The sequence below is a fragment of the Bradyrhizobium sp. AUGA SZCCT0283 genome, from assembly GCF_018130385.1.
In the GTDB taxonomy this organism is placed as follows: domain Bacteria; phylum Pseudomonadota; class Alphaproteobacteria; order Rhizobiales; family Xanthobacteraceae; genus Bradyrhizobium.
Genome location: NZ_JAFCLU010000014.1, coordinates 120799 through 144802 on the forward strand (window position 1 = coordinate 120799; position 24004 = coordinate 144802).

Annotated in this window: 17 protein-coding genes; 10 read left to right on the forward strand and 7 right to left on the reverse strand. The window is 63.5% G+C overall.

What is annotated here, in order from left to right:
• Positions 1-171: 171 nt before the first annotated feature.
• The 3 genes from JQ624_RS20420 to fdhF all read left to right on the forward strand — a co-directional run bounded on the left by JQ624_RS20420 (position 172) and on the right by fdhF (position 6597).
• Positions 172-1827 carry an OFA family MFS transporter gene (locus JQ624_RS20420; RefSeq protein WP_212420705.1) on the forward strand — a complete coding sequence of 552 codons (1656 nt, stop codon included), beginning with the start codon at positions 172-174 and terminating at the stop codon, positions 1825-1827.
• A gap of 295 nt (positions 1828-2122) precedes the next feature.
• Positions 2123-3835 (forward strand): NADH-ubiquinone oxidoreductase-F iron-sulfur binding region domain-containing protein, encoded by a 1713-nt coding sequence (locus tag JQ624_RS20425; protein WP_212420706.1) that lies wholly within the window; start codon positions 2123-2125, stop codon positions 3833-3835.
• Complete coding sequence (fdhF, locus tag JQ624_RS20430) at positions 3832-6597, forward strand: formate dehydrogenase subunit alpha (protein ID WP_212420707.1); 2766 nt, start codon at positions 3832-3834, stop codon at positions 6595-6597. The genes JQ624_RS20425 and fdhF overlap by 4 nt, the downstream gene beginning before the upstream one ends.
• Positions 6598-6639: 42 nt before the next feature.
• On the opposite strand, the gene JQ624_RS20435 is transcribed toward fdhF, so the two are convergent.
• The 3 genes from JQ624_RS20435 to JQ624_RS20445 all read right to left on the reverse strand — a co-directional run bounded on the left by JQ624_RS20435 (position 6640) and on the right by JQ624_RS20445 (position 9634).
• Positions 6640-7635, reverse strand: coding sequence for a LysM peptidoglycan-binding domain-containing protein (locus JQ624_RS20435; protein ID WP_312014456.1), 996 nt, complete (start codon positions 7633-7635; stop codon positions 6640-6642).
• A 273-nt stretch (positions 7636-7908) separates the two neighbouring features.
• Positions 7909-8925: a magnesium and cobalt transport protein CorA gene (locus JQ624_RS20440; RefSeq protein ID WP_212420710.1), complete on the reverse strand. Its 1017-nt coding sequence runs from the start codon at positions 8923-8925 to the stop codon at positions 7909-7911.
• A 241-nt stretch (positions 8926-9166) separates the two neighbouring features.
• The gene (locus JQ624_RS20445; protein WP_212420711.1) at positions 9167-9634 is read right to left on the reverse strand and encodes a hypothetical protein; all 468 of its coding nucleotides are present in this window, start codon (positions 9632-9634) and stop codon (positions 9167-9169) included.
• A 358-nt stretch (positions 9635-9992) separates the two neighbouring features.
• On the opposite strand from JQ624_RS20445, the gene JQ624_RS20450 reads away from it, so the two are divergent.
• From JQ624_RS20450 to JQ624_RS20475, 6 genes are all read left to right on the forward strand, one after another.
• Complete coding sequence (locus JQ624_RS20450; RefSeq protein ID WP_016846764.1) at positions 9993-10082, forward strand: K(+)-transporting ATPase subunit F; 90 nt, start codon at positions 9993-9995, stop codon at positions 10080-10082.
• 114 nt (positions 10083-10196) lie between these two features.
• Positions 10197-11900, forward strand: coding sequence for a potassium-transporting ATPase subunit KdpA (gene kdpA, locus JQ624_RS20455; protein WP_212420712.1), 1704 nt, complete (start codon positions 10197-10199; stop codon positions 11898-11900).
• Between the two features lie 25 nt (positions 11901-11925).
• Positions 11926-14043, forward strand: coding sequence for a potassium-transporting ATPase subunit KdpB (gene kdpB, locus JQ624_RS20460; RefSeq protein ID WP_212420713.1), 2118 nt, complete (start codon positions 11926-11928; stop codon positions 14041-14043).
• 10 nt (positions 14044-14053) lie between these two features.
• Positions 14054-14656, forward strand: a complete 603-nt coding sequence (locus tag JQ624_RS20465) for a K(+)-transporting ATPase subunit C (RefSeq protein ID WP_212420714.1) — start codon at positions 14054-14056, stop codon at positions 14654-14656.
• A gap of 41 nt (positions 14657-14697) precedes the next feature.
• A complete protein-coding gene (locus tag JQ624_RS20470; protein WP_212420715.1) occupies positions 14698-17409 on the forward strand; it encodes a sensor histidine kinase KdpD in 2712 nt (903 codons plus the stop codon).
• Positions 17406-18095, forward strand: a complete 690-nt coding sequence (locus JQ624_RS20475) for a response regulator (protein WP_212420716.1) — start codon at positions 17406-17408, stop codon at positions 18093-18095. Before JQ624_RS20470 ends, JQ624_RS20475 begins: the two co-directional genes overlap by 4 nt.
• 222 nt (positions 18096-18317) lie before the next feature.
• On the opposite strand, the gene JQ624_RS20480 is transcribed toward JQ624_RS20475, so the two are convergent.
• The 4 genes from JQ624_RS20480 to JQ624_RS20495 all read right to left on the reverse strand — a co-directional run bounded on the left by JQ624_RS20480 (position 18318) and on the right by JQ624_RS20495 (position 23527).
• Positions 18318-19700, reverse strand: a complete 1383-nt coding sequence (locus JQ624_RS20480; protein WP_212420717.1) for a TRAP transporter large permease subunit — start codon at positions 19698-19700, stop codon at positions 18318-18320.
• Between the two features lie 20 nt (positions 19701-19720).
• Positions 19721-20281, reverse strand: coding sequence for a TRAP transporter small permease subunit (locus JQ624_RS20485; protein WP_212420718.1), 561 nt, complete (start codon positions 20279-20281; stop codon positions 19721-19723).
• 127 nt (positions 20282-20408) lie between these two features.
• Positions 20409-21482, reverse strand: coding sequence for a TRAP transporter substrate-binding protein (locus tag JQ624_RS20490; RefSeq protein WP_212420719.1), 1074 nt, complete (start codon positions 21480-21482; stop codon positions 20409-20411).
• Between the two features lie 437 nt (positions 21483-21919).
• On the reverse strand, positions 21920-23527 hold the full coding sequence (locus JQ624_RS20495) for an AMP-binding protein (protein ID WP_212420720.1): 1608 nt from the start codon (positions 23525-23527) through the stop codon (positions 21920-21922).
• 156 nt (positions 23528-23683) lie between these two features.
• Here JQ624_RS20495 and JQ624_RS20500 point away from each other — a divergent pair, with 156 nt between their 5' ends.
• Positions 23684-23911, forward strand: a complete 228-nt coding sequence (locus JQ624_RS20500) for a DUF6496 domain-containing protein (protein WP_212420721.1) — start codon at positions 23684-23686, stop codon at positions 23909-23911.
• The last annotated feature ends 93 nt before the right edge of the window (positions 23912-24004 follow it).

A 24004-nucleotide genomic window follows, 5' to 3' on the forward strand; every position in this document is an offset into this window, starting at 1 on the left:
TAATCAAAACATCAGGGTGGTTGGGTTCTCGAATGCGCGTGGCGATCCCCGCGCGTTCCCGAACTGCATGGGACAGCAGGATGGGGCTGTTCCACTGCATGGCTGAAGACGACGGGATCGAAGACGGCAAAAAACGCCCAGTTCAAGAATGGGCTGCAGGGGAAAATAGCGATGACAACAATCAGCAGCACCGGGAGCATCCCCGGTGCAGGAACGGGATTCCTTGACAAGGAGCGAACGATCGCGACAGCCGGCTTCAATCGCTGGCTGGTGCCGCCGGCGGCGCTTTGCATTCATCTCTGCATAGGCATGGCCTATGGCTTCAGCGTGTTCTGGCTGCCGCTGTCGCGCGCGCTCGGGTTGAGCGCGCCGAACGCATGCCCGGACATGTCGCTGGTGCAGGAACTCTTCACCACCACCTGCGACTGGAAGGTCGCCAGCATGGGCTGGATGTACACGCTGTTCTTCGTGCTGCTCGGCATTGCTGCGGCGGTGTGGGGCGGCTGGCTCGAGCGCGTCGGGCCCCGCAAGGCGGGCTTCGTTTCGGCGCTGTGCTGGTGCGGCGGCCTCTTCCTCGGCGCGATCGGCGTCTACACGCATCAGCTCTGGCTGTTGTGGCTGGGCTCAGGCGTGATCGGCGGCATCGGTCTTGGTCTCGGTTACATCTCGCCGGTGTCGACGCTGGTGAAATGGTTTCCGGACCGCCGCGGCATGGCGACCGGCATGGCCATCATGGGCTTTGGCGGTGGCGCCATGATCGGCGCGCCGCTGGCGAATTTGCTGATGAACTATTTCAAGACCCCGACCTCGGTCGGCGTCTGGGAAACCTTCGTCGCAATGGGCGTGATCTATTTCGTGTTCATGATGATCGGCGCGTTCCGCTATCGCATTCCGCCGGCCGGCTGGCGGCCCGAAGGCTGGACTCCGCCGGAAAAAGCCAATGCGATGATCTCGCAGAACAACGTTCACTTGAACGATGCGCACAAGACGCCGCAGTTCTGGCTGATCTGGTGGGTGCTCTGCCTCAACGTGTCGGCGGGTATCGGCGTGATCGGCATGGCTTCGCCGATGCTGCAGGAAATCTTCGCAGGCAAGCTGATCGGATTGCCCGACGTCGGCTTCAACCAGCTTGACGCGACGCAGAAGGCGACGATTGCCGGCATCGCGGCCGGCTTCGCCGGACTGCTCTCGCTGTTCAACATCGGCGGCCGCTTCTTCTGGGCGTCGCTGTCGGACAAGATCGGCCGCAAGAACACCTATTATACGTTCTTCATCCTCGGCATCGCGCTCTACGCGCTGGCGCCGACCTTCGCCGCAATGGGCTCGAAGCTTTTGTTCGTGCTCGGCTTCGGCATCATCCTGTCGATGTATGGCGGCGGCTTCGCCACGGTGCCGGCCTATCTCGCCGACATGTTCGGCACCCAGTTCGTCGGCGCCATCCACGGCCGGCTGCTGACGGCCTGGTCGACGGCCGGTATCATCGGTCCCGTGGTCGTGAACTATATTCGCGAGTTCCAGCTTGCCGCCGGCGTGCCGCGCGACCAGCTCTACAACACCACGATGTACATCCTGTGCGCTATGCTGATCGCGGGCCTGATCTGCAACTACCTGATCAAGCCGGTCGATAAAAAATGGCACATGAGCGATGCCGAGGTCGCCAAGCTGCAGGCGGCGACGGCGAGCGCGGGGGCATCGGGTCCGTCCGGTTCCTACGGCATCGGGTTCGGCGGGCTCGACGCCAAGGCCGCGCTGTTCTGGGCCTTCGTCGGCATTCCGCTCGCCTGGGGCGTGTGGAAGACGCTGGAAAGCGCCGTCAAGATACTCTGAGCGAAGGACGCCGCGGGACCGCCAGCCAGCATATCCCGCGGCGTCTTCCAACGCAGATTTCGCGCAGCGATCGATGCGTCTTCGCAATCGCAGCATGGGATGGCTTTATTGATCTTGCGATCATTTCGCTGTCTCATCCTGCCGTCAGACAGGCGGCACGGGGCGAGGATTTGCCGCGGGCGCTCAACCGCGCCAGCCGCTTAAATGCCTATCAAGACGCCACAATTCGCTTGGCATCTGGCATACCAGAGATTAGAGTCGATCTAATTCAGGCTCAGAGAACGAGACGCCATCAATGACTGCCCATGACGTACAAACGGTCCGCGCGTTCGAACATCCGGGCGCGGGCCGGAAGCGGGCCAAGGCGACCCCAAAAGGCCGCCAGGTCGACCCCACCGCCGCCGACGAGATCGAGCTTCTGCTCGGTGATCGGCCGCGGCGGCGCGATCTCCTGATCGAGCACCTGCACCTGATCCAGGACAAGTATCATCAGATCTCGGCCGCGCATCTCGCGGCGCTGGCCGACGAGATGAAGCTGTCGTTTGCGGAAGTGTTCGAGACCGCGACCTTCTACGCGCATTTCGACGTGGTGAAGGAGGGCGAGCCCGACATCGCCCCGCTGACCATCCGCGTCTGCGATTCGCTGACCTGCGCCATGATGGGCGCGGAAAAGCTGCTGCACGAATTGCAGGACAAGGCCGGCCCCGGCGTTCGCGTGGTGCGCGCGCCCTGCGTCGGGTTTTGCGATAGCGCGCCGGTCGCCGAAGTCGGACACCGCTATGTACTCCATGCGACTTCGGCCGAGGTCCTCGACACCGCGGCGCGGGGCGAGACCCATCCAATCATCCCGTCCTACGTCGATTACGAGACCTATGTCAGCGAGGGTGGCTACAAGCTGCTTGGTGACCTGCGCGCGGGGCGGATCGGCAAGGAAGACATTCTCAAGGTTCTGGACGACTCCAGCCTGCGGGGGCTCGGCGGCGCCGGTTTTCCCACCGGCCGCAAATGGCGGGCAGTGCTGGGCGAGCCGGGTCCCCGGCTGATGGCCGTCAATGGTGACGAGGGCGAGCCCGGTACGTTCAAGGATCGCTTCTATCTGCTTCGCGACGTTCACCGTTTCCTCGAAGGGACACTGATTGCGGCGCATATCATCGACGCGGAGGACGTCTACATCTATCTGCGTGACGAATATCCTGCCGCGCTCAAGCTGCTTCCGCTCGAGATTGCCAAGCTGCCCGCAGGCGGTCCGCGAATTCACATGCGTCGCGGCGCTGGCGCCTATATCTGCGGCGAGGAGTCCGCGCTGCTCGAAAGTATCGAGGGCAAGCGCGGCTTGCCGCGGCACAAGCCGCCTTATCCGTTCCAGGTCGGTCTGTTCGGCCTGCCGACGCTCATCAACAATGTCGAGACGCTTTTCTGGGTGCGCGACATCGTCGAGAAGGGCGCCGAATGGTGGAAGAGCCACGGCCGCAACGACCGTGTCGGACTGCGCAGCTACTCGGTCTCGGGCCGCGTCAAGAATCCCGGCGTGAAGCTGGCGCCGGCCGGCCTCACCGTGCGCGAACTGATCGACGAGTTCTGCGGCGGTATGGCCGACGGACACAAATTCCGCGCTTACCTTCCGGGCGGCGCGTCGGGCGGCATCCTGCCGGCCTCGATGGACAACATCCCGCTCGATTTCGGCACGCTGGAAAAATACGGCTGTTTCATCGGTTCTGCCGCTGTCGTCATTCTGTCCGATCAGGACAGCGTGAAGGGCGCGGCGCTGAACCTGATGAAATTCTTCGAGGATGAGAGCTGCGGCCAGTGCACGCCGTGCCGGGTCGGCACCCAGAAGGCGGCGATCCTGATGGAGCGGCCGGTCTGGGACCGCGAACTGCTCGACCAGTTGAGCCAGGCGATGCGCGATGCCTCGATCTGCGGGCTTGGACAAGCCGCCTCGAATCCGCTGACGTCAGTGATTAAATATTTTCCGGAAGAATTCGTGCCGAAAGAGGCCGCGGAATGACCAGGATCAAGTTCGAACTCGACGGCAAGCAGGTCGAGGCCAACGCGGGCGAAACCATCTGGCAGGTGGCGAAACGCCACCAGAAGGAAATCCCGCATCTCTGCTATTCGCCGGAGCCTGACTACCGACCCGACGGCAACTGCCGCGCCTGCATGGTCGAGATCGAGGGCGAGCGCGTGCTGGCCGCTTCCTGCAAGCGCACGCCGAGCGTCGGCATGAAGGTGAAGACCGAGAGCGCCCGCGCGGTCGCCGCGCAAAAGATGGTGATGGAGCTGCTCGTCGCCGACCAGCCGGCGCGCGAGACCTCGCATGATCCCGATTCGAAATTCTGGCACTGGGCCGAAAAGGTCGAGGTGACCGAGAGCCGCTTCCCCGCCGCCGAGCGCTGGCAGGGCGATAGCAGTCATCCCGCAATGAGCGTCAATCTCGATGCCTGCATCCAGTGCGGCCTCTGCGTGCGCGCCTGCCGCGAGGTGCAGGTCAACGACGTCATCGGCATGGCCTATCGCAGTCACGGGTCGAAAATCGTATTCGACTTCGACGATCCCATGGGTGAATCGACCTGCGTTGCCTGCGGCGAATGCGTGCAGGCCTGTCCGACCGGCGCGCTGATGCCCTCGGTGATGCTGGACGAAAATCAGACCCGCGTCACCTATGCCGACAGGAAGGTCGACTCGCTGTGCCCGTTCTGCGGCGTCGGCTGTCAGGTCACCTATCAGGTCAAGGACGAGAAGGTCATTTACGCCGAGGGCCGTGACGGCCCGGCCAACCATAATCGGCTCTGCGTGAAAGGCCGCTTCGGTTTCGACTACATCCATCACCCGCATCGGCTGACAAAACCGCTGGTGCGGCTGCCGAATGCAAAGAAGGATGCCAACGACCAGGTCGATCCGGCCAATCCGTTCACGCATTTCCGCGAAGCCTCGTGGGAAGAAGCGCTGGATATCGCGGCCAAAGGCCTCGTCAAAATTCGCGACGAGAAGGGCGTCAAGGCGCTGGCCGGCTTCGGCTCCGCCAAAGGCTCGAACGAAGAGGCCTACCTGTTTCAGAAGCTGGTGCGCACCGGCTTCGGCTCCAACAATGTCGATCACTGCACGCGGCTGTGCCACGCTTCATCAGTAGCGGCGTTGATGGAAGGGCTGAACTCGGGCGCGGTGTCGGCGCCGTTTGCCGCTGCCATGGACGCCGAAGTCATCATCGTGATCGGCGCCAATCCGACCGTGAACCATCCGGTTGCGGCGACCTACATCAAGAACGCCGCCAAGCGCGGCGCCAAGCTGATCGTGATGGATCCGCGCCGGCAGTCGCTGTCGCGGCACGCCTGGCGGCATCTGGCCTTCAAGCCCGGCAGCGACGTCGCGATGCTGAACGCGATGCTGCACACCATCATCACCGAAGGGCTGACCGACCAGCAATACATCGCGGGCTATACCGAAGGTTTTGATGAGCTCGCCGAGCGCATCAAGGATTTCCCGCCGGAGAAGATGGAAGCGATCTGCGGTATCCCCGCCGAGACGCTGAAGGAAGTCGCGCGGGTCTATGCCCGCTCGCAGGCCTCGATCATCTTCTGGGGCATGGGCATCAGCCAGCACATCCACGGCACCGACAACGCACGCTGCCTGATCGCGCTGGCGCTGACGACGGGCCAGGTCGGCCGTCCCGGCACCGGGCTGCATCCGCTGCGTGGCCAGAACAACGTCCAGGGCGCTTCCGACGCCGGATTGATCCCGATGTTCCTGCCGGACTATCAGCCGGTCGGGCGCACCGATCTGCGCGAGCCCTTTGAAAAACTGTGGCACCAGGACCTCGATCCCGTGCGCGGATTGACCGTGGTCGAGATCATGAACGCAATCCATGCCGGCGAAATCACCGGCATGTATATCGAGGGCGAAAACCCCGCGATGTCGGATCCCGATCTGCAGCACGCGCGCGGGGCGCTGGCGATGCTCGATCACCTGGTCGTGCAGGATCTGTTCGTCACCGAAACCGCGTTCCACGCCGACGTGATCCTGCCGGCCTCAGCGTTTGCCGAGAAGAGCGGCACCTTCACCAACACCGACCGCCGCGTGCAGCTCGCGCGCGAGGTGATCAAGCCGCCCGGCGATGCGCGGCAGGATCTCTGGATCATCCAGGAAATCGGCAAGCGCATGGGCCTGCCCTGGAACTACAACGGCCCGGCCGACGTGTTCACCGAGATGACGAAGGTGATGCCGTCGTTGAACAACATCACCTGGGACCGTCTGGTGCGCGAGGGCGCGGTGACCTATCCGGTCGATGCTCCCGACAAGCCCGGCAACGAGATCATCTTCACCACGGGTTTTCCGACCGAGAGCGGCCGCGGCAAGATCGTGCCGGCGAAGGTGATCGCGCCGGACGAGGTGCCTGATTCAGAATATCCGATGGTGCTGTCGACGGGGCGGGTGCTCGAACACTGGCACACCGGTTCGATGACCCGCCGCGCCAGCGTGCTCGACCAGATCGAGCCGGAGGCGGTGGCGTTCATGTCGCCAAAGGACATGCGGCGCTTGAGCGTCTGGCCCGGTGATTTCATCAGGCTGGAGACGCGGCGCGGCGCCGTCGAGGTCAAGGTACGCTCCGACCGCGACGTGCCGGAGAACATGGTGTTCATGCCGTTCTGCTACGCGGAAGCGGCGGCGAACCTGTTGACCAACCCGGCGCTCGACCCGTTCGGCAAGATCCCCGAATTCAAGTTCTGCGCCGTGCGCGCGGAGAAGGTGGCGCTGCAATCGGCGGCGGAGTAACGCGATCTGCCTATTTCCGTCATTGCCTGCAATGTCCGCGCTTCACCGCGCGGGAAGGACAAAGACCTGGCCGGGATAGATCAGGTTGGGATTGCGGATCTGCGCCCGGTTTGCCTTGTAGATGACGGCATAGCGCGTGCCCGCGCCGTACGAGACTTGGCTGAGACGCCAGAGGCTATCTCCGCGGGAGACCGTGGTGGTCGTTATCTTTGGCACCACCACGGTGGAGGACGGCGAGCCGCTGTCCGGCAAGACAGTACTCCCTGCGGCCGCAAGCTGCGGCTGTTGCGGAGCGGCTGAGTCCGGGCGCTTGGACGTCGTGGCCTGCGCCGACACCGACGCGGTTGTCTCGGGAGCGGTGAACGGCACCTCGGCGCGTGCGCGCACCGTGCCGGAGCTCGACGCTTCGTCCAGCCTGACACGGTAGCTACCCGGTGCGACCCCTTCATTGATGGTGACTGCAAAACGTCCGTCCGTGCCGGCCGTCACGGATGCAACAAAGCTGTCGTTGAGATAAAGCCTCAGCGCCGCACCGGGGCGCGCCTGGCCGCTCACATGGAACTTGCCGCCCGGTTCGATCTCGACTGTCTCCACGACCAGTGCGCCGGCCGCCGGTTTTGGCGCACCCGGTTGCGACAGCACAACGGTGGGTTTGTCCGGCGTGACCAGCGCCACGACCGGCTTCTCGTTCGATCTCGGCTCCAGCGCCGCCGTCACGCGCTGTTTGGACGTGGTCACCGTGCCGTCCGCCTGCTTTGAGCGCAGCGTCAGGTCGTAAGTGCCTGGAGGAAGCTTGGGCGGGACCATGACGAATTGTCCGGATTTATCCGCGACCGCGCGATCATGCACTTCGCCATCGCGCAGCAGTTCCACCGTTGCGCCCGGCGCTGCCCGGCCCGCGACGACGGCTTCGCCCGTCGGCTCGATGCTGGCAACGTCGAATGTCGGCACATTGCCGTTCTCCGGCGACGGCGGCGATCCGATCAGCGCGTCCACGACCGCGTTTGCTTCCGATTTGGCCTTTGCAAGCGCGGCCACTCGCGTATCAGGTGCAGGCTTCGAGGTCGCAGGCGCCGTCGTTGCAGCCATGGTGTCAGCCGGCGGCTCCCGGCGCACGTACTGAATGGCGAAGACGGCACCACCGACGGCTACAACCGCCACCAGGGGGAGGACTATTCGGCTAATCGATATGGCAGTCATGATGCTCACCCGCCTGCCGGATCGCTGGCTCGTCCGAACTTTATACCGTCTCAAGCAGGGTGGGTACTGGTTTGCGTCGGGAAAATGCAGTCTTTTCGGCGCCTTACAGGCCTACAGCCAGCCGACGCGCCGGAACCGCCAGAATAAGGCGGCGCATACCAGCAGGATCGTACCGATCACGCTGAAATAGCCATATTGCCACTCCAGCTCCGGCATGTGCTTGAAGTTCATGCCGTAGATTCCGGCGATCGCCGTCGGAACCGCGATGATGGCGAGCCATGACGCCAGTTTCTTGGACACCGCAGTTTCCTGCGCCTGGCCGACCAGCAGGCTTGCCTCAAAGGCAAACGCCAGCACCTCGCGAAGCGAGTCGATCCGCTCCTGCACCGTCCGGACGTGGTCGGTGACGTCGCGAAACAACGGCTGCATCGTGGATCGCACCATCGGCAGATTGTCATGCTCGAGCCGGCGGCAGACTTCCACCAGGGGCCCAACCGCATTGCGCAGCCGCAACAGGTCGCGCCGGAGCAAATAGAGGCGCTCGATCTGCGCCTGCGTCATGGCGCTGGCGAGCACCTGCGCTTCCATGGCCTCGACTTCCTCCTGAATGGTTTCGAGCACGGGGGAGTAGTTGTCGACGATGAAGTCGAGGATGGCGTAGAGAATGTAATCCTCGCCCCGGGCCAGCGCCCGCGGGCAGCTCTCGCATCGTTCGCGCACCGACTTGTAGGACGTCGAGGCGCCGTGCCGGACCGACACGATGTATCCTTCGCCGACGAACAGATGCGTCTCGCCGAATGCGATGCTGTCGCCGTCGAGCTGCGCCGTACGCGCCACGATGAACAGCGCGTCGCCATATTGCTCGATCTTCGGCCGCTGATGGGCGTGGTCGGCATCCTCGATCGCAAGGTCATGCAGTTCGAATTGCCGCTGCACGCGGCTAAGCAACGACATATCCGGGTCGTGCAGGCCGATCCAGACCACGTGGCCCGGCTTGCTGCGCCAGCTTGAGGCTTCATCGATGGCGATGTTGGCGACGCGTCGGCCATCGACGTAGACACCGGCTGCGACCACGCCGCCGGAGGTGGCGGGCTCGGTTTTCACAATGCCTGACGACGCGACGTTCATGGCTTCCACCCTCGATCATTGTTGCCGAACCTCGCTTCGCCGCGATGTTTTCGACTGAGGCTAGCACCACGAAATCCGCCGTCAATGCGAACCGGACGACGGGGTTCCCGCCGTCGCTTCGACATACCTCGGGCCTTGTCATATCTTGCAATCCGCGGCGCGGAGGAGCGAATCGAAGTCCGGTGCCGATACCGATGCCACCCCGGATGTCTGCTTTGCTCATCCGGGCTATTACGGATATTCAGGCAAAATTGTCGCTGCACACGGGCTCATAGAGCAGATTGGCGCCCTGCGGCACGGCCGGAACGCTGCGACGGCTCGGTGGCGTGCTGATGCGTTGCGCTTCCACAAATGCGCTCAGGATCGCTAGCGCCAGATCGGCGTGACGGGTCTCGATCGATTGGTCCAGCCAGTCCGGCAGTTCGCGCTGCCGCGACAGTGCGCAATACCATTCACCGTCGTCATAGGCGAGGCGGCGGAGCTGCCATTGCGGGAGTTCCAGATCGATCAGCGCCAGCGCCGCGTCGGTCCAGGCCTGCGACTGGATCAGCCGCTCGATGCGGGCGGCGCGGGCGTTCTGGTTTGCAGAAGGAAAGCGCCGGCAAGTCGCGTGGATGATCTCGGAGAGAAATTCGGCCGTGACGTGGCCGGCGTCACGAATCCGGTCGCCGAGGTCGAAATTGATCTGCTGTTGTGAGAGAAGTGACATGGGTTCATCTCAACCTGTAGCGCGGTCGATACAGCAACCGCGCTCCCAAATTGGCCAGAGCCCCATTTGAAAGCGAGATGAGCAGAGGCACGAAGATATAGGGATTTCATAGGCGCAGGGACGACGGGCGCGTCTTTATGGGATTCCTATAACGTCGCCGCCCCTCCCGTCTCGAAAACCTATGTGTCTGGTGGCATCTCACGACCATCCAATATGCCGGCCGCTCGTTCGACTGGCGGTTCACGACGCACAGGAACATTCCCATGCTGGACATCGTCATGCTGGCGCTCGCGCTCGGTTTCTTCGCGGCAGGCATAGGCTACGCCTACACTTGCGAACGGCTCTAGAGGAACTGGCCATGATCTTCGATTACTCACTCGCCGGTCTCGTCTCGCTCGGCCTGCTGTTCTACCTGACCTACGCGCTGCTGCGTCCCGAACGGTTCTGAGCCCGCCATGACTACGCTGGCCGCCATCGTGCTGGCGTTCCTTGCGACTGCGGCGCTGCTTGTCGTGCTTCTGCACCTGCTCCTGCCCGCAAGGTAATACAAAGGATACTTCCCATGACACTCATCGGCTGGTTCCAGATTCTGCTATACTGCGCGATCGTGATAGCGCTGGTAAAGCCGCTCGGCTGGTACATGACACGCGTCTTCAACGGCGAGTCGACTTTTCTTTCCCCGGTGCTCCGCCCGGTCGAAAGCGGGCTCTACTGGATCGGCGGCGTTGACGAGAGCCGCGAACAGCATTGGCTGACCTATACGGTCGCGATGCTGCTGTTCCACGTCGGCGGCTTCCTCATCATCTATGGGCTGATGCGGCTGCAGGCGCTGTTGCCGTTCAACCCGCAGGAGCAATCCGCTGTCGCCGAGGATCTCTCATTCAACACCGCGATGAGCTTCATCACCAACACCAACTGGCAGAACTACGGCGGCGAAAGCACGCTGTCATATCTGACGCAGATGGTCGGCCTGACGCACCAGAATTTCCTGTCAGCGGCAACCGGCATTGCGCTGGCGGTGGCGCTGATCCGTGGTTTCTCGCGTTCCTCGATGCGCACCATCGGCAATTTCTGGGTCGACGTGACCCGCTGTACGCTCTATGTGCTGCTGCCGATCTGCATCGTCTACACGCTGTTCCTGGTTTGGCAGGGCATGCCGCAGACCCTCGGCGCCTATGTCGAGGCCACGACGCTGGAAGGGGCCAAGCAGACCATCGCGGTCGGCCCCGTCGCGTCGCAGGTCGCGATCAAGATGCTCGGCACCAATGGCGGCGGCTTCTTCAACGCCAACGCCGCGCATCCCTTCGAAAATCCGACCGCGCTGTCGAACTTCGTGCAGATGCTCTCGATCTTCGCGCTCGGTGCCGCGCTGACCAACGTGTTCGGCCGCATGGTCGGCAACCAGCGCCAGGGCTGGGCGATCCTCGCCGTGATGGGCGTGCTGTTCCTGTCGGGCGTCGCGGTCACCTACTGGGCCGAGGCCAACGGCACGACCGCGCTTCATGCGCTCGGTCTGACCGGCGGCAACATGGAAGGCAAGGAAGTCCGCTTCGGCATCGTCGCTTCCAGCCTGTTTGCCGTCATCACCACCGCGGCGTCCTGCGGTGCGGTCAACGCCATGCATGACTCGTTCACCGCGCTTGGCGGCATGATCCCGCTGATCAACATCGAGCTCGGCGAGATCATCGTCGGCGGCGTCGGCGCCGGCATGTACGGCATGCTGCTGTTCGTCGTGCTCGCGATCTTCGTCGCCGGGCTGATGGTTGGCCGCACGCCGGAATATGTCGGCAAGAAGATCGAGGCGCGCGAAGTCCAGATGGCGATGCTCGCCATCCTGATCCTGCCATTGATGATCCTTGGCTGGACCGCCGTCGCCGTCGTGTTCCCGCCGGCGGTTGCCTCGATGGCCAACGCCGGTCCGCACGGCTTCACCGAGGTGCTCTACGCCTACAGCTCGCAAACCGGCAACAACGGCTCGGCTTTCGCAGGCCTGACCGGCAACACCTTCTTCTACAACCTCACCGGCGGCATGGCGATGTTCGTCGGCCGCTTCTTCATGATCGTGCCCGCCATGGCGATGGCCGGCTCGCTGGCGGGAAAGAAATCAGTTCCACCATCGATGGGCACGTTCCCGACCACCGGCGGCCTGTTCGTAGGCCTTGTCGTCGGCGTGATCCTGATCATCGGCGGCCTCACCTTCTTCCCGGCGCTGGCGCTCGGTCCGATCGTCGAGCACCTCGCTGGCAACGCCAACAACCTGTTCTGATCGATCCCTCTTCGGAGTCACTTTCATGGAAGTCGTCCAAAAAATGAATAAGCGGATGCCGGTGTCGGCGATGTTGGATCCGAAGATCGTCCTGCCGGCCATCGGCTCGGCCTTCGCCAAGCTCGATCCCAGGGTGATGATCAAGAGCCCCGTGATGTTCGTGGTCGAGATCGTGGCTGCGCTGACCACGGTCATCTTCATTCGCGATCTGGTGACGGGTGGCGCAAATCTCGGCTTCACCCTCCAGATCATCCTCTGGCTGTGGTTCACGGTGCTGTTCGCCAACTTCGCGGAAGCGGTGGCGGAAGGCCGTGGCAAGGCGCAGGCCCAATCGCTGAAGAAGACCCGCACCGAGAGCCAGGCCAAGCTGCTCAGCGGCTCGGACAAGACCTATCGTCTCGTCGCCGGCACCGCGCTCAAGGTCGGCGATATTGTCCTGGTCGAGGCCGGCGACAACATCCCCAGCGACGGCGAAGTGATCGAGGGCGTCGCGTCCGTCAACGAGGCCGCGATCACGGGCGAATCCGCGCCCGTTATCCGCGAATCCGGCGGCGACCGCTCGGCAGTGACCGGCGGCACGCAGGTGCTTTCCGACTGGATCCGCGTTCGCATCACCGCGGCGCAGGGCTCGACCTTCATCGATCGCATGATCAAGCTGGTGGAGGGCGCCGAGCGGCAGAAGACGCCAAACGAGATCGCGCTCAATATCCTGCTCGCAGGGCTCACCATCATCTTCGTGTTCGCCACCGTGACGATCCCGAGTTACGCCGCCTATGCCGGCGGCTCGATTTCGGTCGTCGTGCTGGTGGCGCTGTTTGTCACGCTGATCCCGACCACGATCGGCGCGCTGCTGTCGGCGATCGGCATTGCCGGCATGGACCGTCTGGTGCGCTTCAACGTGCTGGCGATGTCCGGCCGCGCGGTCGAGGCGGCGGGTGACGTCGATACGCTGCTGCTTGACAAGACCGGCACCATCACGCTCGGCAACCGCCAGGCGACGGCGTTCCGCCCCGTACGCGGCGTCACCGAGCAGGAGCTGGCGGACGCGGCGCAGTTGGCCTCGCTCGCCGACGAGACGCCCGAGGGCCGCTCGATCGTCGTGCTGGCCAAGGAGAAATACGGCATCCGCGGCCGCGAGATGCACGAACTCCACGCGACGTTCGTTCCGTTCACCGCGCAGACCCGCATGAGCGGCATCGACGCCGGCTCGTCTTCGGTCCGCAAGGGTGCGGTGGACGCGATCCTCAACTACATCGGCGCCGGCACGGCACAGACCTTGGCTACTGGGAATACGGTTCGTGCCGTTCAGCCGACCGTAGGCACGGAGGCGGCCCGCGAGATCCAGGCGATTTCGGATGAGGTCGCCAAGGCTGGCGGCACCCCGCTCGCGGTCGCCCGCGACGGCAAGCTGCTTGGCGTCATCCACCTGAAGGATATCGTCAAGGGCGGCATCCGCGAGCGCTTTGCCGAGCTGCGCCGTATGGGCATCCGCACGGTGATGATCACCGGCGACAACCCGATGACGGCAGCCGCGATCGCGGCCGAAGCCGGCGTCGACGATTTCCTCGCGCAGGCAACCCCTGAAGACAAGCTGAAGCTGATCCGCGACGAGCAGGCCAAGGGCAAGCTGGTGGCTATGTGCGGCGACGGCACCAACGACGCGCCCGCGTTGGCGCAGGCGGACGTCGGCGTCGCCATGAACACCGGCACGCAGGCGGCGCGCGAGGCCGGCAACATGGTCGACCTCGATTCCAATCCGACCAAGCTGATCGAGGTGGTCGAGATCGGCAAGCAACTTCTGATGACCCGCGGCGCGCTGACGACGTTCTCGATCGCTAACGACGTCGCGAAATACTTTGCCATCATCCCCGCGATGTTCCTGGCGTTCTATCCTCAGCTCGAGGTGCTCAACGTCATGCAACTGGCAAGCCCGCAAAGCGCGATCCTGTCAGCAATCATCTTCAACGCGCTGATCATCATCGCGCTGATTCCGCTCGCCCTAAAAGGCGTGGCGTACCGCGCCGTCGGCGCCGGCGCGCTACTCCGCCGCAACCTGCTGATCTACGGGTTGGGAGGCATCATCATTCCCTTTATTGGCATCAAGACCATCGACCTCGTGGTCACGGCCTTGCACCTGGCTTAAGGAGGCAACCATGCTTCGCGAAATCCGTCCCGCCATCCTCATCCTGGTCCTGCTGACGCTGATCACGGGGCTCGCCTATCCGCTCGCGATGACCGCGATCGCCGGTGTGATCTTTCCGAAACAGGCGCAAGGCAGCCTGATCGAGAAGGACGGCAAGGTGATCGGCTCCGCCCTGATCGGGCAGGAGTTCAAGGATGACAAATACTTCCATGGTCGGCCCTCGGCCACTCTGGCGCCGGACCCTGCCGATTCCACCAAGACCGTTTCGGCACCCTACAACGCGGCCAATTCCGGCGGCTCCAATCTCGGTCCGACCAGCAAGGCGCTGAACGACCGGGTCAAGGAGGACGTCGAGAAGCTGAAGGCTGAAAACCCCTCCGCCGCGGTACCCGTCGACCTCGTCACGACCTCTTCCAGCGGCCTCGATCCCGATATTTCGCCTGAGGGCGCGCTGTTCCAGGTGCCGCGCGTGGCCAAGGCCCGTAACATGCCGGAGGATCGCGTGCGCCAGCTCGTCGCCGAGAACACCCAGGGGCGATTTGCCGGCCTGCTCGGCGAGCCGCGCGTCAACGTCCTGGCGCTCAACCTGGCGCTGGACGCGGCATCCAAGTGACGGTGACTAGGCTCAACCCAAAGCGGTAACTATAATGCCTCATGGCAAATCGTGACCCTGAACAACGGCCTTCGCCGGATGCGCTACTGGAGGCCGCCCGGCGGGAGAGCGACAAGGCCGGCCGGCTGAAGATCTTTGTCGGCGCCGCCCCCGGCGTCGGCAAGACCTATGAGATGCTGCAGAGCGCGCACGCCAAGAGGAAGGCCGGCGCCGATGTTGTCGTGGGTGTCGTCGAGACCCACGGCAGGGCGGAGACCGAGGCCCTGCTGCAGGACCTCGAGGTGCTGCCGCGCAAGCGGATCGCCTACAAGGACCAGGCGCTCGAGGAGATGGACCTCGACGCGCTGATCGCGCGCCGGCCGCAGATCGCCCTGGTCGACGAACTCGCCCATACCAACGCCCCGGGCAGCCGTCATCCCAAACGCTATCTCGACGTCGAGGAACTGCTGTCCCACGGCATCGACGTCTACACCGCGGTCAACATCCAGCATATCGAAAGCCTCAACGATGTGGTCGCGCAGATCACCCATGTGCGGGTGCGCGAAACCGTGCCGGATTCTGTGTTCGATCGCGCCGACGCCATCGAGCTGATCGACCTCACGCCTGACGACCTGATCCAGCGGCTGAAGGAGGGCAAGGTCTATGTCCCCAAACAGGCCGAGCGCGCGCTGGAGCATTATTTCTCGCCGGGCAATCTGACCGCGCTACGCGAGCTGGCGCTGCGGCGTACCGCCGAGCGCGTCGACGAACAGTTACTCACCCATATGCAGGCCCACGCCATCGCAGGTCCCTGGGCCGCCGGTGAGCGCATCCTGGTCTGCGTCAGCGAAGACCCGCGCGCCGCCGGGCTGGTGCGTTACACCAAACGGCTGGCGGACCGGCTGCACGCGCAGTGGACAGCGATCAGCATCGAGACGCGGCGCAGCCTGCAACTGACCGACGAGCAGCGCGACCGGCTGGCCGACACCATGCGGCTCGCCGAAGCGCTCGGCGGCGAAGCGCTGACCATCCCCGGCGTCGGCCGCCGCATCGCCGACGACGTCATCCATTTCGCGCATGCCAACAATGTCACCCAGATCATCATCGGCAAGTCGACGCGTTCATGGTGGTTCGAACTGACGCGTGGCTCCGTCGTGCACGATCTGGTGCGGCGCGCCGGCAATATCAGCGTGCACGTCATCGCCGGCGACGAGCAGGGGGTTGCCAAGACGGCGGTGCAGACCGCAGTGCAGCAGGAGCCGTTCAACCCGCGGCCCTATCTGATGGCGTTGCTGTTCGTCGCGATCGGCCTCGGCGCCGCCGCACTGGTCCAGCCCATATTCGGCGGCATCGAGAATGTCGATCTGGTGTTCCTCACCGCCGTCGTGAGTGTGGCCGTTCGCTACGGGCTGTTTCCCTCGCTGCTGGCGAGCGTCGCGGCGTCACTGTGCTATAATTTTTTCTTTATGCCGCCGGTCTACACCTTCACCATCGCCGACCCGACCAACGTCGCGGCGTTCTTTTTCTTCATGCTGATTGCGTTGCTTGTCTCCAATGTCGCGGCGCGGGTACGCGTACAGGCTGATACGGCGATCGGCCGGGTTCGTACCACCGAATCGCTGTACGCTTTCAGCCGCAAGCTTGCGGGTACGGCGACGCTGGACGATGTGTTGTGGGCGACGGCCTATCAGGCGGCGTTGATGCTGAAGGTGCGGGTGGTTCTGCTGTTGCCGGAGGACGGCGTCATTACCGTCAAGGCAGGCTATCCGCCGGAGGATCAGCTCGATCAGGCCGATCTCGCCGCCGCGAACTGGGCGTGGGGCAACGACCGGCCGGCCGGGCGCGGTGCGGATACGCTGCCGGGCGCCAAGCGCCTGTTCCTGCCGATGCGGACCGGACGCGGGCCGATCGGCGTCATCGGCATTGACGACGACAAGACCGGACCGCTGCTGACTCCGGATCAGCGCCGCCTGCTCGATGCCCTGGTGGATCAAGGCGCGCTGGCGATCGAACGGGTGCAACTGGTGGAGGACATGGATCGCGTCAAGCGCACCGTGGAGTCGGACCGGCTGCGCTCGGCGCTGTTGACCTCGATCTCGCACGATCTCAAGACGCCGCTGGCGTCGGTGCTCGGCGCCGCCTCTACGATGCGCGATCTCGCCAGCGGATTGAGCGAATCGGAAAAGCGGGACCTGCTGGCGACCGTGATCGACGAATCCGAGCGGCTCAACCGCTTCATTGCCAATCTGCTGGATATGACGAAGCTGGAATCCGGCGCCATCGTGCCGAACACCGCGCGGCACGACGTCAGCGAGATCGTCGGCAGCGCGCTGCGGCGCGCCGGCAAGATCCTCGGGCACCATAAGGTGTCGCTGGAGCTTGCCGCCAATCTGCCGATGCTGGAGCTCGATGCCGTGCTGTTCGAGCAGGTGCTGTTCAACCTCTTGGACAACGCCGCCAAATATGCGCCTGCCGATACCACGATATCGATCAGGGGAGCGCGGGATCAGGGCCAGGTCTTCCTGCAGGTCCTGGACGAGGGCGGCGGCATTCCGCCCGAAGAACTGGAAAGCGTGTTCGACAAGTTCTATCGCGCGCAAAAGGGCGATCACGTCCGCCCCGGCACCGGTCTGGGGCTGGCGATTTCCCGCGGTTTCGTCGAGGCGATGCACGGCACGATCTCGGCCGCCAACCGTACCGATCGCAGCGGCGCGGTCATAACCATCAGGCTGCCGGTACTGGCCGCAAGCAATGCGCTGGATACCGCCGCATGAATGCAGCTCCGATCAAGGTTCTGGTCATCGACGACGAGCCTCCGATCCGCAAGCTGTTGCGGATGGGGTTGAGCACGCAGGGCTATGACATCCTCGAAGCCTCCAACGGCAAGATGGCGCTGGAGAAGCTGGCCGAGGGGCCGGCGCTGATCATCCTTGATCTCGGTTTGCCCGACATCCAGGGTCATGATCTGCTGCGCATGATCCGCGCCCGCAATGAGAGCGTGCCGATCGTGGTGCTGTCGAGCCGCGGCGACGAGGCCGGCAAGGTGCAGGCGCTCGACCTCGGCGCCGACGATTACCTGACCAAGCCGTTTGGAATGGATGAGTTGCTTGCGCGGATGCGCGCGGCGCTGCGCCACCAGTTGCAGGTGCAGGGCGAGCGGCCGGTATTTCGCGCCGGCGATCTCTCGGTCGATCTGGTGCGCCGCATCGTCAAGGTCGGCGAGCGCGAAGTCAAACTGTCGCCGAAGGAGTATGAATTACTGCGCGTGCTGGTGCAGCACGCCGGCAAGGTCCTGACCCATCGTTTCCTGCTGAAAGAGCTGTGGGATGAATTGACCGACGCGCAATATCTCCGCGTCTATGTCCGCCAGCTCCGCCAGAAGATCGAAGCCGATCCGGAGCGCCCGCAATTCGTCCTGACCGAGACCGGGATTGGCTACCGGCTGCGCGCGCCGGATTAGTCAGGGCAAGGAAGCAGCAACGGGGCCGTGACGCTGCTAAGAGCGTCTTCGAGCGAAGTGGATACCGGTTCGTGTGAAGAATACGCGTAAGAACAAGAATCTAGAGTTTCGGTTCTGATTCAACCGATAGCTCTAATTTAGTCTGGGCCGGGGCGACGAGTTCGCGCGTGGTGAAGCGGGCCCTTCCCGAAGCCGAACTTCCGTTCCCCAACGAACTGGTGGCTATTCGAGAAAGCCGGCCAGTCTCGGCAGCCACAGACTGATGCTCGGAAAATAAATGCACAACATCAAGCCGAGGACCTGCAGCGCAACGAATGGATACATGGCCGTGAACACGTCGTTCATGGTGACGCCCGGCGGCGCCGTGCCCTTCATGTAGAACAGCGTCGCCCCGAACGGCGGCGTCATGAACGCGGTCTGCAGATTGACCGCAACCAGCGTGCCGAACCAGGTCATCAGGGCAGCGTTGCTGCCGATGTGGTCAGAGAAGTCGTACCTCAACAGGATCGGCCCGAACACCGGCAGGACGATCAGGCAGATCTCGATCCACTCGAACGGGAAGCCGAGCAGGAAGATCAGAACCATGACGAAGGCGAGCATTTCCCACTTGGTGTCGATGCCGAAATGGGTGAGTGTCGAGATCATCAGGTCGTCGCCCCCGAGCACGCGGAACACGTAGGAGAAGCCGGTCGCGCCGAGGAAGATCAGGAACACGAGCCCGTTGGCGCGGCAGGAGGAATAGATCGCCTCGTTCATCATCTTGAACGTCATGCGCCTGTTCAGCGCGGCGATGAACATGGAGCCGAGTACGCCGACAGCACCGCTCTCCGTGGGCGTGGCCCAGCCGGCGAAGATCGAGCCGAGCACGATCACCAGCAGCGCCGTCATCGGGAACAGGCCCCGCCATAGCGCGTACCAGAACGCACTGCGGGTCTGCGGCCCGTAGCCGGGCGGCAGCTTGGGCGCGGCGCCCGGCTTGAAGATGGCGACGAGCACGATATAGACGAGGTAGAGGCCGGAGAGCAGGAAGCCCGGCATGATAGCGGCGAGAAACAAATTGCCTGCCGAAGTCGCCAGCATCTCCGCCATCACCACCAGCATGATGGCTGGCGGAATCAGGATGCCGAGCGTTCCGGCCGAGGCGATGGTGCCGATGGCAAGCCGCTTGTCGTAGCCCGCGGCCAGCATCTGCGGCAGCGCGATCACCGACAGCGTGATGACAGCGGCGCCGACCACGCCGATCGGCGCCGCCAGGATCGTGCCCATCACCATCACGGAGACCGCCAGCGCGCCCGGGCACCGCTTGAGCAGGACCTCGGTCGCGTCCAGCATGTCCTTGGCGGAGCCCGATCGCTCCAGGATCGCGCCCATGAAGATGAACATGGGGATCGACGCCAGCACCGGATCGTTGGCGACCCCGCCCCACATGCGCAGCACGATATCGGACAGGCCGATCAGGTTGAAGGTGCCGAGCCAGGCGCCGAAGACGGCAAAGGCGAGCGCCAGTCCGCCCATAATGAACGCGACCGGGTAGCCGACGAAAATGAAGAAAAACATCGACACGAACATGATCAGAGCGAGATTGTCGGCCAGCCAGTCGAGCACGTTAAAGTCCCCCGGTTGGGTTAGACGTCGGTAATCACATGTCCGATTTGCAGATTGACTTCCCGCTCCGACTTTTGGCCAAACAGGAAGACGATCACGCGGAGCAGTACGCTGAGGATGCCGAGCACCACCATCCACAGGCCGGCTGCGTAGATGCCCTTGATGATCCAGCGGTGGGTCAGCCCGACGGTGCTGTCGGACTGCTCGCCGAGCCGATAGGACTGCGCAACGAAATCCAGGCTGTAGTAGGCGACCAGAGCCATGTAGGGCAGCGCCAGCAGGAGGCAGCCGGCGAGTTCGATCCATGCCCTGCGGCGATACGACATCATCTCGGTGAAGGTATCGACCCGCGGATGCGCGTTGATCGTGTAGCAATAGCCCATCCAAAGCGAGAAGATCGCGGCGTGGAAGTGCCATTCCAGCTCTTGCAGCCTGGTGTACGGCAGTTGCAAGCCAAACTTGCGCGCGACGACATCGAACGTGGTCACGCACGCCATGATGACGAGCAGCCAACCGGACGCCAGAGCGACAACCTCAAGCGCCCGCCGCATAATCTCGGCCAGCTTCAGCAATGCATTCATCGCGACAAAGTCCTACTGTGGCGCAACCCGCGGCAGCGCACCATGCGCAACCGTTCATCACCGGACGGTGAGGCTACTTCCCTGGCAGAAGCCGGCGCAGCCGCGCGCTGCACCGGGCTGCCTCCGCTCAATCCTTCTGGTAGGTGGCCTTCATCGTCTGCGACACGCCCCACACCGCGAACTTCTTGCGGTAGTCCAGGTAGTGGTCGGCGACCTTCTTGAACAGCGGGTCCTTGGCCGATTCCTCCGCCAGCACTTCCAGCCACGCCTTCTCCAGCGTGGCCAGGTCCTGGTCGCTCCAGCGCTTGACCTGAACCTTGTGCTTGTCGCGCATCTCGGCCATCGCCGCGAACTGGGCGTGGTCGCTCTCGACGTAAGTGTGCATGGTGGATTCGCCGAGGGCGATCTCGATGATCGCCTTGTTCTGATCCGACAGCGCGTCCCACGCCGCCTTGTTCATCAGGAGCTCGCTCACTGAGGTCTGCTGATGCCAGCCTGGGAAATAGTTGTACTTGGCGATCTGGTGGAAGCCCAACTTGGTGTCCATCGTCGGCATCGAGAACTCGGTCGCGTCGATCACGCCGCGTTCCAGCGCAGGATAGATGTCAGCCGCTGCCAGAAGTTGGGTGGAGACGCCGAGCTTCTGCATCACCTGTGCGCCAAGGCCGAAGAACCGCATCTTCAGCCCCTTGAGTTCCTCGACCGACTTGATTTCGTTGCGGAACCAGCCGGAGGTCTCGGGCGCGATGGCGAAGGAGTCGATCGCGAACAGGCCGTGCTTGGCGTAGATCTCATTGCGCAACTGGTTGCCGCCGCCGAACCATTTCCAGCCGAGGAACTCGCCGATGGGCGGGCCGAACGGCACGGTGGTGAAGAAGGCGAGCGCTGGGTACTTGCCGGTGTGGTAGCCCGGCGTCGTCCAGCACGATTCGATCGAGCCCTTGGACACTGCGTCGAAGCACTCCAGCGGCGGGATCAGCGCGCCGGGCTCGTAGAACTTGATCTCCAATTTGCCGCCCGACAACCGCTCGACATTCTTCGAGAAGCGCACGGCCGAGGTGCCGAGGTGTGGCAGCTGGCTGCCGAACGCGCTCTGCATCTTCCAGCGGACTTTTTCCTGCGCGTTCGCATCTGTGGTCACCGCCGTGAGGGCCAAGGCGGCTAGCCCCGCGAATCCTAATACCAGTGTGGATTTAATCATCGCAGCTCCTCCCTTCGTTTCACGCAATACCGGCCCGCGGCTCACACGGCCGCAATGGTTGTTCGACGGTACGTTCGATGAGGTGGCTACGTTTTCTTTTTTGCCCTTGGAAGGTGTCGGGACGGACGTTGTCTCACCCCATTTCCGGCAGCGTGACATGAAGGCGCACAGCTGTCAAAAAAAATGCGCTTGCCAGACGGAAGCACAATTTGCGGCTCGACGTCGCGCTATTCCTTCTACGTCCGCAGCGGGCACACTTTTCCCGAGCCGGTCGCAACGCCGATATGGTGCGCCGCGAAGACGCGAGCAATCACCAACCGAGGATCTCATCCGGACAATTGTGGATTGGCCTGGAAACTGCGGAGCGGCATGCGCGGCTTAGCCTTAGCCGTGCTTTGGGCGGCTCCTCGCCGAAGGGGCGAGGACCGTGCTCCAGTCTAGATCGCCGCCATCTCGCCTTTGGTCCAGGCTTCCCGCAGCTTGAATTTCTGGATCTTGCCCGATCCGGTCAGCGGGAACGCATCCACGACGAACCAGTGTTTGGGCGTCTTGTGCGGGGCAAGCGAGGCACGCATGTAGTCGACCAGTTCGTCCTTGTCGATGACGGCGCCGGGTGCCGGGCGGATGAAGGCCGCGACCTCTTCACCCCACTTCTCGTGGGGAACGCCGATGACGGCGACTTCGCCGACCTTGGGATGCTTGAACAAGAGCTCCTCCAGCTCGCGCGGATAGATGTTCTCGCCGCCGCGGATGATCATGTCCTTGAGCCGGCCTTCCACCGTGCAATAGCCGCGCGCGTCCATCGCGCAGAGATCGCCGGTATGCAGCCAGCCGTCGGCATCGATCGCGGCAGCGGTCGCCTCAGGCATTTCGAAGTAACCGAGCATCACGTGATAGCCGCGGGTGCAGAATTCGCCGACGGTGCCGATCGGAACGGTCTCGCCGGTGTTGGGGTCGATGATCTTGTTTTCCATATTGGGAAGCGGCAGGCCGATCGTGTTGGCCTTGTCCTCGACGCTGTCGGTGGTGCGGGTTTGCGCCGCGACCGGGGAGCATTCGGTCTGGCCGAAAACAATCGTAAACGGCGCGCCGAGCTTTTCTTCCAGCAGCCGCACCAGCGCGGCTGGCACCGTGGAGCCGCCCGAGCAGATCGCCTTGACCGACGAGAGGTCGGTCGCCGCGAATGTCGGGTGTTCCAGCATCGCGACCAGCATGGTGGGAACGCCGAGCATCGCATTGCCGCGGTAGGTCCCGAGCATTTCCAGCACCAGTCCAGGCTCGAAGGCTTCGACCAGTACCTGGGTTGAGGCCTTCGATACCGCGCCGATCACGCAGCAGACGCAGCCGCCGGTATGAAACAGCGGCATCGTGGTGACGAAGACGTCGCCGGCATCGACGCCCATCCGGTCGGCGGTGTCGGCGCCGTTGTTGAGAAGTCCGCGATGACGCAGCAGGGCGCCCTTCGGAAAGCCCGTGGTGCCCGACGTGTATTGGATCATGACGGGATCGTCAGGACTGACGGCCGGCAGCTTGATGCTTTCGTCGTCGCCAGCGGCGATGAAGGCATTCCAGTCGTCGAACGAGATGATCTCGCGCAGTTCGGGGCAGTTCGGCGCCACTGCCTGCACCGTCTCGAGCATCGGGTTGCCGCGAAAGCCGCTGACGACGAAGACGCCGGCCGAGCGCGACTGCTTCAGCACATATTCGACTTCCCGGGCGCGAAAGGCCGGATTCACCGTGACGAGGATCATGCCCGCCATGCCGGCGCCGAATTCGAGCATCACCCATTCCGGGATGTTCTGTGCCCAGACGGCAACGCGCTCGCCCGGCTTGAAGCGCGACAGCAGCGCGCGGGCGGTGCGCTGGGCCTCACGATAAAACTGCGCGTAGGTCCATTGACGGCGCAGGCTCGGATCGGGGACGCCGGCAATCAGGGCCAGGCGATCGGGCGCTGCCTCGGCCGCCTTGCGCAGGAGATCGCCGAACGTCATCTCCCGCACCGCCGGCGTGGTCGGTCCTGCGACGTGCGACTTCGTCAATGCCATCAAATCCTCCCCGGTGTTGCAGGGACGGCGCCGTTCTTTGTCGCCGGCGCTTCAGGTGTCCCCAACGGCCAAAATGCCTGCCGTCGCCGGTCAATGCAAGCGGATCCGGAACCTCGTTTGGCGAAGGGAATTGATTTCGTGCAACGGAGAAAAGCCATGGCACGCAAATATTCGAGGAAAGCATCCGCCGACGTCGAGCGCGCGATGAAAAAGCGCAAGGCCGGCACGTTGAAGAGCGGCCGCTCGGGCCGCAAGGTCAAGAGCCGCAAGCAGGCGATTGCGATCGGCCTTTCCGAAGCGAGGGCCAAGGGTAGGAAGGTGCCGAAGAAGGCGTCGAAGAAGCGGAAGGCGTCGAAAAAGAAGGCGAAAAAGTCGAAGAGGTAGTATCGTCATTGCGAGCGAAGCGAAGCAATCCATGGTGCCGCACGCGGAGACTTGGATTGCGTCGTCGCTCCGCTCCTCGCAATGATGGATGGA